The organism is Pseudomonas sp. RC10-4-2 (assembly GCF_050433085.1).
In the GTDB taxonomy this organism is placed as follows: domain Bacteria; phylum Pseudomonadota; class Gammaproteobacteria; order Pseudomonadales; family Pseudomonadaceae; genus Pseudomonas; species Pseudomonas aeruginosa.
Genome location: NZ_JBNPXX010000003.1, coordinates 420,193 through 435,649, shown reverse-complemented (window position 1 = coordinate 435,649; position 15,457 = coordinate 420,193). Strand labels below are relative to the sequence as shown.

General features: G+C 69.3%; 11 protein-coding genes. 3 read left to right on the top strand and 8 right to left on the bottom strand.

What is annotated here, in order from left to right:
* Nucleotides 1–2: 2 nt before the first annotated feature.
* The 8 genes from FHW81_RS17505 to glgA form a co-directional block, all read right to left on the bottom strand.
* Nucleotides 3–1,250 carry a zinc-dependent alcohol dehydrogenase gene (locus FHW81_RS17505; RefSeq protein WP_060774239.1) on the bottom strand — a complete coding sequence of 416 codons (1,248 nt, stop codon included), beginning with the start codon at nucleotides 1,248–1,250 and terminating at the stop codon, nucleotides 3–5.
* A gap of 66 nt (nucleotides 1,251–1,316) precedes the next feature.
* Complete coding sequence (locus FHW81_RS17500; protein ID WP_003088942.1) at nucleotides 1,317–1,733, bottom strand: CBS domain-containing protein; 417 nt, start codon at nucleotides 1,731–1,733, stop codon at nucleotides 1,317–1,319.
* Between the two features lie 99 nt (nucleotides 1,734–1,832).
* Nucleotides 1,833–3,983 carry a glycogen debranching protein GlgX gene (glgX, locus tag FHW81_RS17495; RefSeq protein ID WP_003113651.1) on the bottom strand — a complete coding sequence of 717 codons (2,151 nt, stop codon included), beginning with the start codon at nucleotides 3,981–3,983 and terminating at the stop codon, nucleotides 1,833–1,835.
* Between the two features lie 12 nt (nucleotides 3,984–3,995).
* Nucleotides 3,996–4,301, bottom strand: coding sequence for a DUF2934 domain-containing protein (locus FHW81_RS17490; protein ID WP_003113653.1), 306 nt, complete (start codon nucleotides 4,299–4,301; stop codon nucleotides 3,996–3,998).
* Nucleotides 4,298–7,078, bottom strand: coding sequence for a malto-oligosyltrehalose synthase (locus FHW81_RS17485; RefSeq protein ID WP_003158703.1), 2,781 nt, complete (start codon nucleotides 7,076–7,078; stop codon nucleotides 4,298–4,300). The genes FHW81_RS17490 and FHW81_RS17485 overlap by 4 nt, the downstream gene beginning before the upstream one ends.
* Nucleotides 7,071–9,125, bottom strand: a complete 2,055-nt coding sequence (malQ, locus tag FHW81_RS17480) for a 4-alpha-glucanotransferase (RefSeq protein WP_003120183.1) — start codon at nucleotides 9,123–9,125, stop codon at nucleotides 7,071–7,073. The genes FHW81_RS17485 and malQ overlap by 8 nt, the downstream gene beginning before the upstream one ends.
* Nucleotides 9,118–10,869, bottom strand: a complete 1,752-nt coding sequence (gene treZ, locus FHW81_RS17475; protein ID WP_014602956.1) for a malto-oligosyltrehalose trehalohydrolase — start codon at nucleotides 10,867–10,869, stop codon at nucleotides 9,118–9,120. The genes malQ and treZ overlap by 8 nt, the downstream gene beginning before the upstream one ends.
* Nucleotides 10,869–12,410, bottom strand: coding sequence for a glycogen synthase GlgA (gene glgA, locus FHW81_RS17470; RefSeq protein ID WP_003115521.1), 1,542 nt, complete (start codon nucleotides 12,408–12,410; stop codon nucleotides 10,869–10,871). The genes treZ and glgA overlap by 1 nt, the downstream gene beginning before the upstream one ends.
* A gap of 367 nt (nucleotides 12,411–12,777) precedes the next feature.
* Here glgA and FHW81_RS17465 point away from each other — a divergent pair, with 367 nt between their 5' ends.
* From FHW81_RS17465 to FHW81_RS17455, 3 genes are all read left to right on the top strand, one after another.
* Entirely contained in the window at nucleotides 12,778–13,143 is a 366-nt protein-coding gene (locus FHW81_RS17465; RefSeq protein WP_003113659.1) for a DUF3509 domain-containing protein, read from the top strand.
* A gap of 328 nt (nucleotides 13,144–13,471) precedes the next feature.
* Nucleotides 13,472–14,569 carry a DUF3182 family protein gene (locus FHW81_RS17460; RefSeq protein WP_017149010.1) on the top strand — a complete coding sequence of 366 codons (1,098 nt, stop codon included), beginning with the start codon at nucleotides 13,472–13,474 and terminating at the stop codon, nucleotides 14,567–14,569.
* Nucleotides 14,566–15,342 (top strand): alpha/beta hydrolase family protein, encoded by a 777-nt coding sequence (locus FHW81_RS17455; protein ID WP_003113660.1) that lies wholly within the window; start codon nucleotides 14,566–14,568, stop codon nucleotides 15,340–15,342. The genes FHW81_RS17460 and FHW81_RS17455 overlap by 4 nt, the downstream gene beginning before the upstream one ends.
* The last annotated feature ends 115 nt before the right edge of the window (nucleotides 15,343–15,457 follow it).

Below are 15,457 nucleotides of genomic sequence, written 5' to 3'. Positions count from 1 at the left end.
CATCACCCCCGGGCGCCGCTTTCCGGCGTCGGCCGGCGCGCCAGTTCGTCCACCGCGCGTTCGTCGAGGCGTTCCTCGCCGCCCTCGACCTGGCGCTTCTGCGGCACCAGTTCGACCTTGATCCAGCCGGTCTCGCGGCGGTCGAAGGCTTCGAAGGCCTCGATGGCGTCGCCGATCGGCTTCACCTGGGTGAGGATCTTCGCCGGGTCGATACGTCCGCTGAGCACATGTTCGAGCAGCAGCGGAATGTACTTGCGGTGGTGGCAGTTGCCCATGCGGATGGTCAGGTTGCGGTTCATCGCCAGGCCGATGGGAAACTGCCGCGAGTCTTCGGCGTAGACGCCGATGATCGACAGGGTGCCGGCCTTGGCCAGGCCCTGCACCGCCCACTCCAGGGCCTGTGCGGGGGCGTTGCCGGGACTCCAGCTGGTGCCCTCCTGGCGCGGCGCCGGGGTGGCGGTGCCATGGCTGTGCTCGGCGTCCACGCCGACGGCGTCGATGGCGCGGTCCACGCCGATCCCGGCGGTCAGCCAGCGCAGGGCCTGGACCGGATCCTCGCGCTCGAAGTCGATCACTTCGGCGCCTTGCTGGCGGGCCATGTGCAGGCGGTCCGGGTGGCGGTCGATGGCGAACACCCGGGCGGCGCCGAGGAGCAACGCGCTGGCGATGGCGAACTGGCCCACCGGACCGCAGCCGAACACGGCGACGGTGTTGCCGGGGGCGATACCGGCCAGTTCGGCGCCGAAGTAACCGGTGGGGAAGATGTCCGACAGGAGTATCGCCTGGTCGTCGCTGATGCTGCTGGGCAGGCGGATCAGGCCGATGTTGGCATAGGGAATCCGCGCTTTCTCGGCTTGCAGCCCATGGAAGCCGCCGTTGGCCCGGGAACCGCCGAAGAACGCGGTGCCGGCCTGGCTGCCGCCGGGGTTGGCGACGTCGCACTGGGCGTAGTAGCCGGCTCGGCAATACACGCAATTGCCGCAGGCGATGGTCGAGGGAATCACCACCCGGTCGCCGACCTGCAGGTTGCGCACTTCGTCGCCGAGCGCCTCGACGATGCCCACGCCCTCATGGCCGAGGATGGTTCCCGGACGCATGCCGCCGACGCTGCCACGGACGAAGTGCAGGTCGGTGCCGCAGATCGCCGAGGCGGTCAGCCGCACGATGGCGTCGGTGGGCTCCTGCAGGCGCGGCTCCGCCACGTCTTCCAGGCGGATGTCGCCGATGTCATGGAATACCACGGCTTTCATGGCGTTCTCCCGGTTGGGGCCCGGCCTCGGCCGGAATGGCAAAGGCGGGCCGGGTGGAAGAAAGGCTCAGTAGTGGGCCTGGGCGACGCCCTGCAGGACGGTGGCGCTGGAGGCCTGGTCGCGGCAGCTGGCGATGTTGCCCAGGGAAACCACGCCGACCAGCCGCTTCTCGCGGTTGAGCACCGGCAGGCGGCGCATCTGGATGTCGGCCATGTTGCGGGCCACGTGCTGGACGTCTTCGTCTTCGAAGCAATAGTGGATGTCGCCGCTCATGATGCGGCCCAGCGGGGTATCCCCGGACAGGCCGCCGGCTACCGCGCGGATGGCGATGTCGCGATCGGTGATCATCCCGACCAGGCGGTCGCCTTCGCCGACCAGCAGGGCGCCGCTGTCGATCCTCGCCATGGTGGCGGCCGCCTCGCGGATGCTCTGCTGCGGGTCGGCGACCTGGACGTTGCGGGTCATGATGTCGCTGATCTTCATGCTGTCCTCCTGTGTAGGGTGGATGTGCGGGCGCCGCGTGCGGCACCTACAGGTTCCGACTGGAGGTGCCGGGGGCGGTTCAGCTTTTTTCCCCGCCGTTCATCCTTCCGCTCCGGCGCCCGGCGGTTGTAGCTCGAACAGCAGGAAACTGCGGCCGCCGACCAGGAACTCGCTGGCGAACGGGTAGCGTTCGCCGAGCGGGTCCTCCGGCCGTTGGGTATCCAGCAGGCAGGTCCAGCCGCTGCCCTCGGCCACCTCGGGAAGACGGAAGGACACCGCGTCGTGGTAGGCATTGAGGATCAGCAGCAGGGTGGCATCCTCACCGCTGCGCAGGATCCCGGTGGGTTGCGCGCGGCCATCGAGGAGCACGCCGAGACAGCGGGCGTGCTCGTCGTGCCAGTGTTCCTCGGTCATCTCCTCGCCGCCGGGCGCCAGCCAGGTGACGTCCTTGACACCCAGCGCCTCGTTGTACTCGCCGACCAGGAAGCGCCCCCTGCGCAGGATCGGATAGCGTTGGCGCAGGGCCAGCAGGCGCTGGGTGAAGGCCAGCAGCGAACGGCCCTCGTCGTCCAGCCGCCAGTCGATCCAGCCCAGTTCGTTGTCCTGGCAATAGACATTGTTGTTGCCCTGCTGGGTGCGGCTGAACTCGTCGCCGGCGACCAGCATCGGGGTGCCCTGGGACAGCAGCAGGGTGGACAGCAGGTTGCGCATCTGGCGCAGGCGCAGGGCGCGGATCTCCGGGTCGTCGGTGGGGCCCTCGCAGCCGTGGTTCCAGGACAGGTTGTGGTCGCTGCCGTCGGCGTTGTTCTCGCCGTTGGCCTCGTTGTGCTTGTGATCGTAGGAAACCACGTCGCGCAGGGTGAAACCGTCGTGGGCGGTGACGAAGTTCACCGACGCGTAGGGCCGCCGTCCACGCTGGTCGTAGAGATCGCCGGAGGCGGTTAGGCGTCGCGCCAGTTCCGGCAGCATGCCGTCGTCGCCGCGCCAGTAGGCGCGCACGCAATCGCGGAAACGGTCGTTCCATTCCGCCCAGCCGGGCGGGAAGCCGCCTACCTGGTAGCCGCCGGGGCCGCAATCCCAGGGTTCGGCGATCAGCTTGCACTTGCTCAGCACCGGGTCCTGGCGGCAGGCGACGAGGAAGCCGTGGCGCTCGTCGAAACCGTCCGGATGGCGGCCGAGGATGGTCGCCAGGTCGAAGCGGAAGCCGTCCACGCGCATCTCCGTGGCCCAGTAGCGCAGCGAGTCGGTGACCATCTGCAACACGCAGGGGTGGCTGAGGTCGAGGGTGTTGCCGGTGCCGGAATCGTTGATGTAGTAGCGGCGCTGGTCGGGCATCAGGCGGTAGTACGAGGCGTTGTCGATGCCGCGCATGCACAGGGTCGGACCCAGCTCGTTGCCTTCCGCGGTGTGGTTGTAGACCACGTCGAGGATCAGCTCCAGCCCGGCGTCGTGGAGGTGCGCGACCATCTCCTTGAACTCGTTGACCTGGCCGCTGGCGAGGTAGGCCGGGTGCGGGGCGAAGAAGGCGATGCTGTTGTAGCCCCAGTAGTTGCTCATGCCGTTTTCCAGCAGGTGCTTGTCGTCGACGAAGCCGTGGATCGGCAGCAGCTCGACGCTGGTCACCCCGAGCCGGCGGATGTGCGCCAGCAGGTCGGCGTTCATCAGCCCGGCGAAGGTCCCGCGAACCGCCTCCGGGACCTGTGGATGGCGCATGCTGAGGCCGCGCAGGTGGGCTTCGTAGATCACCGTGCGGTCCCAGGGGACGCGTACCGGCGGGCGCTCGGCCCAGGTGAAGGCCGGATCGATGACCTTCGACTTGGGCACGAAGGGCGCGCTGTCGCGCTCGTCGAAGCTGAGGTCGGCGTCGGCCGAGCCGATGGTGTAGCCGAACAGCGCCTCGGACCAGCGCAGGCGGCCGACCAACTGCTTGGCGTAGGGATCGAGGAGCAATTTGTTGGGATTGAAGCGGTGGCCGGCATCCGGCTCGTAGGGACCGTGCACCCGGTAGCCGTAGATCTGCCCCGGGTGGGCGTCGGGCAGGTAGCCGTGCCAGATCTCGTCGGTGTATTCGGGCAATTCGATGCGCTCGATCTCCTTTTCCCCGCGCGCGTCGAACAGGCACAGCTCGACCTTGGTCGCGTGGGCCGAGAACAGCGCGAAATTGACGCCGAGGCCGTCCCAGGTGGCGCCAAGGGGGAAGGGGTGCCCTTCGCTGATCCGCGAAGGAGCGGGGCTACGCTTTCTGCTCATGCACTGGACTCCTCATTCGCCCGCTTCGGGCTTGCGGCGGCTGCGCGGCTTGGCCGCCGCCGGTTTTTCGCTGGCGGGCCGCGCCGGGGACGCGGCCCTCGGCTTGCGCGGCTTGGCGGCCGGCGCTTGCAGCAGGGCCGGGGTTTCCTTGGCGGCCTTGGCCCGACCGCGGGTCTTCTTCGGTGCCGCCGCGGCGGCTTCCGCTTCGGCCAGTTGCCGGGCCATGGCCCAGTGGCGTTCGGCCTGGCCGTCGGGGCAGCCCTCGGATTCCCAGATCTGGTAGGCGAACTCTCGTATGCGTTTTTCGTCGGCGCTCATGGGGTGTCCTCCTGGGCGAGGCGGTAAAGCAGGTTGACGGGAAAGTCGGCGAGCACTTCGGACAGGCTCAGGTGCCCGTCGCTGGGCAGCGGCATGGTGGAAAACAGGCCGCTGTAGGTGCATTCGGAGAGACTCGGCGGCAGCAGCAGGCAGGTGTCGCCCCAGGCCTCGGCCGGCACCTGCGGCTGCGTGGCGTGGCCGAGCAGGGCGCAGGCCAGGCGCGGGACCACCACCAGCAGGCAACCGTGACGACTGCGCCGGGCGAAGGCCAGGACCCGCTCGGCATGCTCGCCGCTGACCTCCAGGGGCAGGTAGTCGCCGTCGCGGAACAGGCCCGGCTGCATCCGCCGCAGCCCCAGCACGCGGGCGATCAGGGTCTGCTTGATGCGACCGTCGCGCCAGTGCTCCAGCAGTTCCGGGAAGGGCGTCGGCGCGGCCAGGGCGGCGGCGTGCCGGGCGAAGTCCACCGGCCTCCGGTTGTCCGGGTCGACCAGGCTGAAGTCCCAGTCCTCGCGCCCCTGGTAGAGATCGGGGATACCCGGGCAGGTCAGGCGCAGCAGGCATTGGGCGAGGCCATTCAGGGCCCCGGCCGGCATCAGTCGCGCCGCCGCGTTGCCCAGCGACTGGCGCAGGGCCTGGGCCAGTGGCGCGCGCAGGAGCTGTTCCAGATAGTCGGCGCAGGCGCGCTCGTAGTCTTCGTCGGGCGCGGTCCAGCGCGTGCGCAGCTTGGCTTCGCGCAAGGCCTTGCATTGCCATTCGCGCATCCGCGCGAGGAACGCTTGGTCCAGGGCGGCGCCGTCGCAAGGCGCGTCGAGCGGCCAACTGCCGAGCAGGGCCTGGAACAGGATCAGCTCGTCGCCGGGACTCGGCGCCGGCCCTTCGGCGAGGTCGCGGCGCAACGGCGTGGCCAGGCTTTGCCAGTGCTCGACGTTACGCGCGAACCAGGGCGCCAGTTCACTGAGCGCCGCAAGACGGGCGCGGGCGTCCTCGCCGCGCTTGTGGTCATGGCTGGCGGTGGCCAGCAGGGCGCGCGGGCTGGCCAGGCGCCTGGCTTCGCAGGCGGCATGGAATTCCTCGGCGGAAGCGGCGAAGCGCTGCGGGTCGAAGCCGACGTCGTTGCGCGAGAGCAGGGCCGCCGAGCGATAGCAGGCGGTATCCTCCACGGCCTTGGCGGCGGTCGGCGAACTCAACTGCTGGAAGCGCGCCAGCAACTCGCCGCGCAGGCGCCGCAGCGGACCGGGCGGCAGCTCGCGCAGCGGCTGCCCGCCGAGCCAGCGTTCGAGATGGTCGAGGACCGCCCGGTCGGCTTCGTCGAGATCCTCGCGGGCCGCCTCTGCGGCATAGCGGAACACCTCGCGATCCTGCACCGAGCGACCGCAGGCCCCGGCGTAGGTACGGTAGACCGGAAAGCGCGCGAGCAACTGGAACAGCGCGCGGCGGATACCGCCCAGGGTCAGGTCGCGGCTGGCCAGGTCGGCCCGCGCCACCCGCAAAAGACCCTGGGCGAGGTTCTCCAGGTCACCGGCGAGGCTTCCCGCCAGGACCAGTTGGCGAGCCTGGTAGACCTCGTCGAGAAACGCCTCCGGGCGTCCGCTGACCCGCTGCCAGAGTTCGCGCAACGGTCGTTCGCCGCGCGGATCGTGCTGCAACAGGCTGACCTGGTTCATGAAGTCGTAGCCGGTGGTGCCGTCGCACAGCCAATCCTCGGGCAGGCGCTCCTCGCCACCGAGGATCTTCTCAACGTACAGCAGCATCGGCGCGCCGCCGCGATGGGCGCGGATCCGCTCGCTGCGGCGGCGCAGGCGTCGGCAATAGCCGCGCGGATCGGCCAGGCCGTCGACGTGATCGATGCGCAGGCCATCGAGCAGACCGTCCTCGAGCAACTGGAAGACCTTGCCGTGCACGGCCTCGAACACCTCGCCGCGCTCGACCCGCAGGCCGACCAGTTCGCTGATGTCGAAGAAACGGCGCCAGTTGATGTCGTCCGCCGCGGTGCGCCAACTGGCCAGGCGGTAGTGCTGCGCCTCGAGCAGGCGGTGCAGGCGTTGGCGAGCCTCCTCGTGGCGTTCCTGGAGTTCGCCCAGCGTGCGCTGGAGGGCTGCGCGCGGAGCGCTCTCGGCGAGCGCAGCCGCCAGTTGACGCTGCATCTCGCGCAAGGCCTCGCGGTCCTGCCGGCACTCGCGGAAACCGCCGGCCAGGGCTGACAGGCGCGGCTCGCCGCTGTCTTCCAGCAGCTCCGGGTAACTGCCCGGCCAGAGGGGGAAGCGCTGCTCGCCGTGGCTCGCCAGCAGGCGGCCGGCCTCGCGGTCCAGGCTCAGGCCGATCTCCCCGGCAGCCAGGACCTCGCCGTAGTCGCTGCGCAGGAACGGCAGCAGCACCTGGCCGCGCAACGCGGCGTCGTGGGATTCCCACTGAATGTCGAAGAAACTCGCGTAGGGACTCTCGCGCCCCCATTCGAGCACGTCCTGCCACCAGGGATTGGCGCCGCCGCCGATGCCCATGTGGTTCGGCACTATGTCCATGAGCAGGCCCATGCCGCGTTGCCGCAGCCCCTGGATCAGGCGCAGCAGCGCCGGCTCGCCGCCCAGTTCCGGATTGATCCGGGTCGGGTCGACCACGTCGTAGCCGTGGCTGGAGCCGGGCCGCGCGCGGAACAGCGGCGAGGCGTAGAGATGGCTGATGCCCAGGTCGGCGAAATAGTCCAGCCAGGGCAGGGCATCGTCGAGGGTGAAGCCGGCGTGGAATTGCAGGCGCAGGGTAGCGCGGGGCTCAATCATGGGCGGCCTCCTCGGCATCCCGGCGGCTGCGTTCGAGCAGGCGCAGGCGCCGGTCGACCTGCGGCGTTCCGAGCATCTGCGCGGCGTTTTCCGGCCAGCGCCGCCGCCAGTTCGGGTGGGCGTCGCCGGGGCCGGGCAGGTTCGGCTGCTCCAGGCTGCCCAGGGCGTCCTCCAGGGGCAGTAGCACCAACGGCGCGGGGGTCGCTCCGACATAGCCGATGCAGGCGTCCAGCGGCACTTCGGCGGCGGGGTCGGGATCGACCGGCGGTTCGAGGCTGGCGGCCAGCGCCCGGCGCTCCTCGGCGCGCAGTTCCAGGTCGGCCGCGCATTCCTCGGCGCTGCGGTGTCCGGCGCGGCCGCGCCAGTGGATGTCCTGGCCCCGCCACCAGCCGGACAGGCTCGGCAGGTCGTGGGTGCTGGTGGTGGCCATGGCGTCCGCCGGCCATTGCGCCGGGGGCACGAAGCGTTCGCCGCGCCGCTCGAAGAGCAGCACGCGGGTACCCAGCACTTGGCGGCGTGCCAGTTCCTCGCGCAGGCCTTCGGGAACGGTGCCGAGGTCCTCGCCGATGACCAGCGCCGAGGCGCGACTGGCCTCCAGCGCCAGCAGGCGCAGCAGCTCGCGTTGCGGGTAGCGCAGGTAGGCGCCGGCGTGGGGCGGCTGGCCGCGCGGGATCAGCCAGAGACGTTGCAGGCCCATCACATGGTCGATGCGTAGCCCTCCGGGCCAGGCCAGGTTGGCCCGCAGCATCTCGCGGAATGCCCGGTAGCCGTGGCGGCGCAGGCCTTCGGGATTGAACGCGGAAACGCCCCAGTCCTGTCCGGACTGGTTGAGGATGTCCGGCGGCGCGCCGACATTCACTTCGGCGAGCAGCTCTTCCTGCCGCGACCAGGCCTGGCTGCCGCCGCCATCGGCGCCCACCGCCAGGTCGGCGACCAGACCGATGGCCATCCCGGCCTCGCGCGCCTGGCGCTGGGCATGTTGCAGGCAACGTTGGGTCAGCCACTGGCCGAAGGCACGGAAGTCCACTTCCTCGGCGTGATCGGCGCAGAACGCGGCCACCGCCGGCTCGCCGGGGCGGCGCAGCGGCTCCGGCCAGCGTCTCCAGTCGGGGCCGGCGCCCAGGTGCGCCTGCAGGGTCTCGAAGCGGCAGTGGTGCAGCAGGGCCTCGCCGGCTTCGCGGCGGAATTCGGCGAGGTCGTGGCGCAAGGGACTGGCGCGCTCGGTGAAGTCGCGGTGGAGCTGGCGCAGCAGGCGCATGCGCAGGTCCGCCGCCGCTGTCCAGTCGATCAGCTCCAGGCTCTCCAGGCGGGCCATCTCCGCGGCCAGGCCGGCGCGACGGATCGCCTGTTCCACCGCCGCCGCGCCGAGAATGGTCGCCGGCGCGGCGTGCAGGACATTGAAGAACAGCCGGCTGGACGGCGAGTAGGGGCTGTAGGCATGTCCGTTGGCCTCGGCCAGGGCGTGCAGCGGGCTGATCGCCAGCGCGTCGGCGCCATGCCGCGCGGCGCTGCGCAGCAGGTCCTCGAGGGCGGCGCTGTCGCCCAGGCCGCCGTCGCCGGGGCGGCGCAGGGCATAGACCTGGGCGGCCAGACCCCAGCGACGCGAGCGACCCGGGGCGAGGCTGGCCAGGGACGGGCAGCTCGGCGGCGCCATCGCCACCGCCCATTCCCGCTGCTCCAGCGACAGCTGCGCATAGCCGCTGCGGGCCTGCGCCGGCAGGCGGCCTTCGGCGTCCAGGCGCAGGGCGATCCGCGTGCCGTCCTCGTAGACCAGCTCGCCCGGGGTGCCGGCGGGGCCGAGCGCTTGCTCCAGCGGCTGGCCGCATTCGCCGACCAGCAGTCCGAGGTTGGCGCTGTCCTCGCGCAGCCGGGCCAGCGCGGCCAGGCTCTGTTCGATCTGTTGCGGACTCTGCGCCGGATAGCCGAGTGCTTCCAGCAGGCCGCGCTGGACCTCCGGGTCGACCCGCTGCGGCCGTCCGTTGGCGTCCTGCCAGTCGAGTTGCAGGCCCACGGCGGCGGCCAGTTCGGCCAGGCGTGCGTCACTCATGGGCGGGCTCCAGGCTGACCGCGATGCTGCGGGGACTTAGGCGGCCGCGGCGATACTCGGCACAGGCGAGGTTGTCGAGGAACAGCACCCGGGTGGCGGCCGCCGGCGGCTCGACTTCCGCTTCGAGCGGAGAAGGGTTGAAGTCGATTCGCCAGTCACTGCCGTCACCGAGTCGCCAGCGCGCCGACAGCGCGGCGCCGGCGATGGTGGTAACGCCCAGCGAACGGGCGCCGCGCAGGCGCGGGATCAGGTGTTCATGACGGATTTCCAGCAGTTGCCGGTAGAAGCCGCGCCAGGCCGGGTCGCAATCGGCCAGGCCGGGACGCGAGCGCTCGAAGGTCTCCACCGCGTTTGGGTCGGGGAGCGAAGCCAGGGTGGCGCCCTCGCCGAAGCGGCCGAACTCGCCGAACTCCTTGCGTCGTCCCTCGCGGACCGCGTCCGCCAGTTCGCCCTGGTGATCGGTGAAATACAGGAACGGTTCGCGCGCGGCGCATTCCTCGCCCATGAACAGCAGCGGAATCATCGGCGCGAGCAGTTGCAGCGCTATCGCCAGGCGCAACGCCTGGGGTTCGGCGAGGACGCTGAGACGCTCGCCGAAGGCGCGGTTGCCGACCTGGTCGTGGTTTTGCAGAAACAGCACGAAGGCGTCCGGCGCCAGGTCGGCACTCGGTTCGCCGCGCGGCCGGCCGTGGCGGTTGGCTTCGCCCTGGTAGACGAAGCCTTCGGCCAGGCAGCGCGCCAGGCAGCGCAGCGGCTCGGGGTAGTCCTGGTAGTAGCCGTCGTTCTCGCCGGTGAGCAGGACGTGCAGCGCATGGTGGCCATCGTCGTTCCACTGTGCGTCGTAGCCCTGGCGCAGCAGGCTGGCGCGGTTGTCGTCGTTCTCCAGGACCAGGTGCACATGGCGCTCGGGGCCGGCGGCGCCGCGCAGGCGGCGGGCCATCTCGACGAGGAACGCGCTATCGGGAATCGCGTGCACGGCATCGAAGCGCAGGCCGTCGACGCGATAGTCGAGCAGCCACATCAGGGCGTTCTCATAGAAGAACTCGCGGACTTCGCCGCGACGGAAATCGATGGCCTGGCCCCAGGGCGTCTGCCGGTCGTCGCGGAAGAACGCGGCGGCGTACTGCGCGAGGTAGTTGCCGTCCGGGCCGAAGTGGTTGTAGATCACGTCGACGAAGACCATCAGGCCCATGCCGTGAGCGCTGTCGATCAGATGCTTGAGTTGCTCGGGCGTGCCGTAGGCCGACGCCGGGGCGAACGGCAGCACGCCGTCGTAGCCCCAGTTGCGGCGACCGGGAAACTCGCCCAGCGGCATCAGCTCCACGGCGGTCACGCCCAGTTCCACCAGGCGCGGAAGGAAGTGCTCGACCTCGGCGTAGGAGCCGAACAGGCCGACGTGCAGCTCGTAGATCACCGCTTCGTGCCAGGGCCGCCCGCGCCACTCGTCGACGCGCCAGGCGTAGGCGCCATGGTCCAGCACCTGGCTGTGTCCATGCACGCCGTCGGGCTGGAACTGCGAGGCCGGGTCCGGCACCCCGGGACGACCATCGATGCGGTAACGGTAGCGGGTGCCGGGCGGACAGGGCAGGGTCGCCTCGAACCAGCCGCTGTCGCTGCCTTCCAGCGGCCAGTCGCGGCCGTCGGCGGTCTCGACCCGGACCTCACGGGCGTCCGGAGCCCAGAGGCCGAAGCAGGTCCGGCCGTTGCCTTGGAACTGGGCGCCGAAGCGGCGCCGGATCGCCATCACTGGCGTACCCCGCGCAGGGCCGGAGCGGTATTCCTCAACAGGCGCCGGTACAGGCGGTTGTAAGGCTCCACCGAGTCGCTCCAGAACATCGGCGCGGCCATCGCCTTGCAGCGCATGGCGTTGAGCAGCGAGGGACAGTGGTAGACGTTGATCGCGCGCATCACCGCATCGAGGTAGCTCTGCGCGGTTTCCTCACGGAACAGGAAGCCGGTGACCCCGTCGACGATGGTATCGGCGAGGCCGCCGGTGCAGCGCGCGATCGGCAGCGAGCCGAAGCATTGCGCATAGAGCTGACTGAGCCCGCAGGGCTCATAACGCGAGGGCATGAGCAGGAAGTCGCTGCCGGCGTAGATACGGCGGGCCTCGGTCTCGTCGAAACCGATGTGCACGCCGACCTGGCCGGGATGACGCCGGGCGAGTTCGAGCATGGCCTTCTCCAGGTTCGGCTCGCCACGGCCGATGCTGACCAGACGGCCGCCGGCCTGGAGCAGGGCATCGCTGATCTCCAGGGTCAGGTCGATGCCTTTCTGCTGCACCAGGCGCGAGACCACCGCGAACAGCGGCCCCTTGCCCGGCTCCAGGCCGAAACGCTCCTCCACGTAGCGCGTGTTGGCGCGCTTGCCGGCCCATTGGCGGGCGCTGAAGCAGGCCACCAGGTGCGGATCGCAGTGCGGCTGCCAGCTATCGTCGATACCGTTGACGATGCCGCTGAGCTGACGCTTCTCGACCTTGTACTTGAGGATGCCGTGCAGGCCGCAGCCGTATTCCGGGGTAGTGATTTCCTGGGCGTAGGTCTCGCTCACCGTGGTGATGTGGTGGGCATGGGCGATGCCGGCCTTGAGGAACGACAGGCGCCCGTGGAACTCCATGCTTTCGTGGCTCAGCGCTTCGTCGGGGAGGCCCAGTTCGGCGCTGCATTGCAGGTCGCAGAGGCCCTGGTAGGCGAGGTTGTGGATGGTAAACAGGCTCGGCGTGCGCACGCCGTTCCAGGCCATGTAGGCCGGCGTCAGCGCCGACGGCCAGTCGTTGGCGTGCACCAGGCCCGGTTGCCAGCCCTGGGCGCCGCGTCCGCCGGCGATCTCGGCGGCGGCCAGGCACAGGCGGGCGAAGCGCAGGTGGTTGTCCGGCCAGTCGTTGCCCTGGTCGTCCATGTACGGCGTACCCTCGCGCTCGTAGAGCAGCGGGCAGAGCACCAGCATGACTTCCAGGCCGTCGTCGAGGGTCACCAGGCCGATCTCGCAGGGCGGGATCGCCGCCCGGCCGGGCAGGCTGCCGATGATCCGCAAGTCGCGGCAGCGCTCCAGCACCTGGCGATAGCCGGGCAGCAGGACTCGCACCGAATGCTCGCGCTTGAGGACCCTCGGCAGCGCGGCGGAAAAGTCGCCGAGTCCGCCGACCTTGACGAAATCGCTGAGCTCGGCGGTAACGAAGAGTATCCGATCCCTCTGTTGCGGCGGGTCCTGCGGGTGCAGCAGCGACGGAAAAGCGGTCAGTACCGCGGGTTCTTCCAGGCAAACGCCTGCAACAGAATGTCCCATGTCATCCTCCGGTCGTACGTTGTCCTTGGCGTTGGTCGGTCGGACTCCGTCGCGCCGTGGCATGGGCGAAGTCCTTGCTAGGGGTGACCGGAGGGGAGCGCCGGAAGTTTAGTTTTTTTTACCGGCGGCTCGGCTTGCGAGAAGCCGCGCCAGGGGGTTGCAGGCGAGACGACGGGCGCAACGGGTTGCCGAATGCAAGGCTCGGCAGGGGCTTTCTTGCAAATTGCAAATATCAATTCGCCGCTTTGTTTTTCAACCTATTGATTTATAAGAAATTAATTTTCAAGAAGAATTGGTACGCCTTCTGCTCGAAAGGGATGCGCCTGATTACCGGCGTCAAAGAATCTGATGAGACAGGAGGCCAGCAATGCTAGATACCGATGAAAACGTGGTTGAGTACCTGGAAGAGCATTTCAAGGATGTGCGCGTCAGTTGCGAACCTCGCCCTGACGGCGCGTTGCTGGTGACCTTGCGTAATAACCAGGGCAAGCGCCTGATGAGCCGGGCGATCTCCGGCCAGGAGCAGAGCAGCCCGCTGTTGCTGAACCAGGTGCTGGAACGCATCCGCCGGGACCTGATCATCGACCAGGGGCCGTTGCAGACGCGCGACAGCGACTATTTCCGCAAGCGCATCGACCTGCTCACGTTCCGCGACAGCGACAACCAGCATCTCACTCATCGCAAGGTCCTGGTCGCCGGCGGCAAGCTGCGTACCATGAGCCTGGCTCGCTGAGCAGGCTGTTTCAGCTCCGGGTCGGTCAGTCGCCGACCCGGCCTTCCGACGCATGGTCCGAACCAAATCCGTCTTCGCCCCCTCCATCTAGAAGTCATCCCTACGATGGAGGCGGACATGCGTTTTCCCACTTCTGCATCATCGGGCGCGACAGCGACCACTCCACGCAACCCCTCGAGGGATCCGGACGAATATCCGGTTCCTGACCACGAAAGCCACGTCCCCCAGGAATTCCCGGAAGAGATTCCGATGGAACAGCCCAACGAAGAGCCCCTCTCGCCCATACCGGAGCCCTGAATGCCCGGTTTCCATCCAGGAGGAGCGGAACATGAGCGCAGACCCTCGGCAGAGACTGGTGGTGGCCCATAGTGTCGATCCCGCGGCCGCCGAACACGAAGTGCAGGGCAACCTGGCCCTGGCGCGCTGGCTGGCGGAAGTCCAGAAGCTGGAGTTCGGCGGCCGCTACGAACCCGAATTGCACCAGCGAGGCCCCCTCTACCTGGTCCCGACCCGCACCCTGGTCGGCAGGGAGACCGCCGTGCGCCTGGGCGTGAACAGTGACGAAGATCTGCTCGGCGGTTTCGTCGAGCACGCGTTCATCGCCGGCAAGGCCATCGTCCATCCGCTGCCGCGCGGCGGCGTGGCGCCGGAAGGCTGGAACCCGCTGTTCGCGGAGAAGGTCCGCGACGTCGTGCTCAACGGCGTCAGCGTCTTCAGCCTGGCCGACGCACACCGCGCCGGCGCTCGCATGCTCGCCGAAGGACCGGTGCGGGCCAAGCTGGCGGAGGCCTGTGGCGGCCTCGGCCAGTACGTGGCGCACGACCTCGACGAACTGGACGGCTGGCTCGGCGGGCTGGAGGAGCGCCAGTTGGCGCAGGGCCTGGTACTGGAAGTCAACCTGGAGAGCATCGTCACCCACAGCGTCGGCCAGCTCCGGGTCAACGGTTTCCTGCTGAGCTACCACGGTCACCAGCACCAGACCCGCAACGCGCGCGGCGAACTGGTCTATGCCGGCTCCGACCTGCTGGTGGCGCGCGGTGGCTACGCCGAGCTGCTGGCCCTGGACCTGGCCCGTGAGGTGCGCCAGGCCATCGAGTACGCGCGGATCTTCGACACCGCCGCGGCGATCTTCTTCCCCGGCTGCTTCGCCTCGCGGCGCAACTACGACATTGCCCAGGGCCGGGACGGCAACGGTCGGGAGCGCTTCGGCGTGCTCGAGCAGTCCTGGCGGGTCGGCGGCGCGAGCAGCGCCGAGATCGCCGCGCTGGAAGCCTTCCGCGCCGATCCGGGGCTGCCCGCGGTGCGCGCCGCGTCGTTCGAGATCCACGAAGACAAGCGCCTGCCGGACAACAGCCGGGTGATCTATCGCGGTCCCGACGAACACGGCGACTTCCTGCTCAAGTATGCGATGACGGGGGAGGCATGACGGCGAACAGCGAACGCATCCGCATCGGGGTCGGCGACGACCGGATCGAAGGCACCTTCCTCAGCCCCCGGGCGAAGGTTCCCGGCGTGCTCTTCGTGCACGGCTGGGGCGGCAGCCAGCAGCGCGACCTGAAGCGCGCCCAGGGCATCGCCGGGCTCGGCTGCGTGTGCCTGACCTTCGACCTGCGCGGCCACGGCGCGGAAAGCGGGCGCCAGGCACTGGTGACGCGCGAGGACAACCTGCAGGACCTGCTCGCCGCCTACGACCGGCTGGTGGCCCACCCGGCCATCGACAGCGAGGCGATCGCGGTGGTCGGCACCAGCTATGGCGGCTACCTGGCGGCGATCCTCAGCCAGTTGCGCGCGGTGCGCTGGCTGGCCTTGCGGGTGCCGGCGATCTACCGCGACGAGGATTGGCTGACGCCCAAGCTGCTGCTCGACCGCGAGGATCTCAGCGAATACCGCAGCAGCCTGATCCCGGCCGCCAGCAACCGAGCCCTGCAGGCCTGCGCGGGATTCCGCGGCGATGTGCTGCTGGTGGAGTCGGAGTTCGACAGCTATGTGCCGCACTCGACCATCATGAGTTTCCGCGCCGCCTTCCAGCAGACCCATTCGCTGACCCACCGGATCATCGACCACGCCGACCATGCGCTCAGCAGCGAGGCGGCGCAGGACGCCTATACCTCGATCCTGGTGGACTGGATCACCGAGATGGTGGTCGGCGAACGTCTCAGCATCACCCCGGCCTACGCCACCATCCATCCGGCTTTCTGAACGCTCCGCGACGGCGAGCCTCCCACCTTCCGTGGGTGCTGGTTGCTGCCCACGTTCCGTGCCGGCAGGCGCCGGCGCCGACAGATGCGAGAAATCCCGGACAGCTCCGGGCCAA

Coding starts and splice junctions, on each gene's coding strand:
- FHW81_RS17455 (WP_003113660.1), top strand. CDS start 14,566: ATGACGGCGAACAGCGAACGCATCCGCATCGGGGTCGGCGACGACCGG.
- FHW81_RS17460 (WP_017149010.1), top strand. CDS start 13,472: ATGAGCGCAGACCCTCGGCAGAGACTGGTGGTGGCCCATAGTGTCGAT.
- glgA (WP_003115521.1), bottom strand. CDS start 12,410: ATGGGACATTCTGTTGCAGGCGTTTGCCTGGAAGAACCCGCGGTACTG.
- FHW81_RS17465 (WP_003113659.1), top strand. CDS start 12,778: ATGCTAGATACCGATGAAAACGTGGTTGAGTACCTGGAAGAGCATTTC.
- FHW81_RS17485 (WP_003158703.1), bottom strand. CDS start 7,078: ATGATTGAGCCCCGCGCTACCCTGCGCCTGCAATTCCACGCCGGCTTC.
- FHW81_RS17505 (WP_060774239.1), bottom strand. CDS start 1,250: ATGAAAGCCGTGGTATTCCATGACATCGGCGACATCCGCCTGGAAGAC.
- malQ (WP_003120183.1), bottom strand. CDS start 9,125: ATGAGTGACGCACGCCTGGCCGAACTGGCCGCCGCCGTGGGCCTGCAA.
- FHW81_RS17500 (WP_003088942.1), bottom strand. CDS start 1,733: ATGAAGATCAGCGACATCATGACCCGCAACGTCCAGGTCGCCGACCCG.
- glgX (WP_003113651.1), bottom strand. CDS start 3,983: ATGAGCAGAAAGCGTAGCCCCGCTCCTTCGCGGATCAGCGAAGGGCAC.
- FHW81_RS17490 (WP_003113653.1), bottom strand. CDS start 4,301: ATGAGCGCCGACGAAAAACGCATACGAGAGTTCGCCTACCAGATCTGG.
- treZ (WP_014602956.1), bottom strand. CDS start 10,869: ATGGCGATCCGGCGCCGCTTCGGCGCCCAGTTCCAAGGCAACGGCCGG.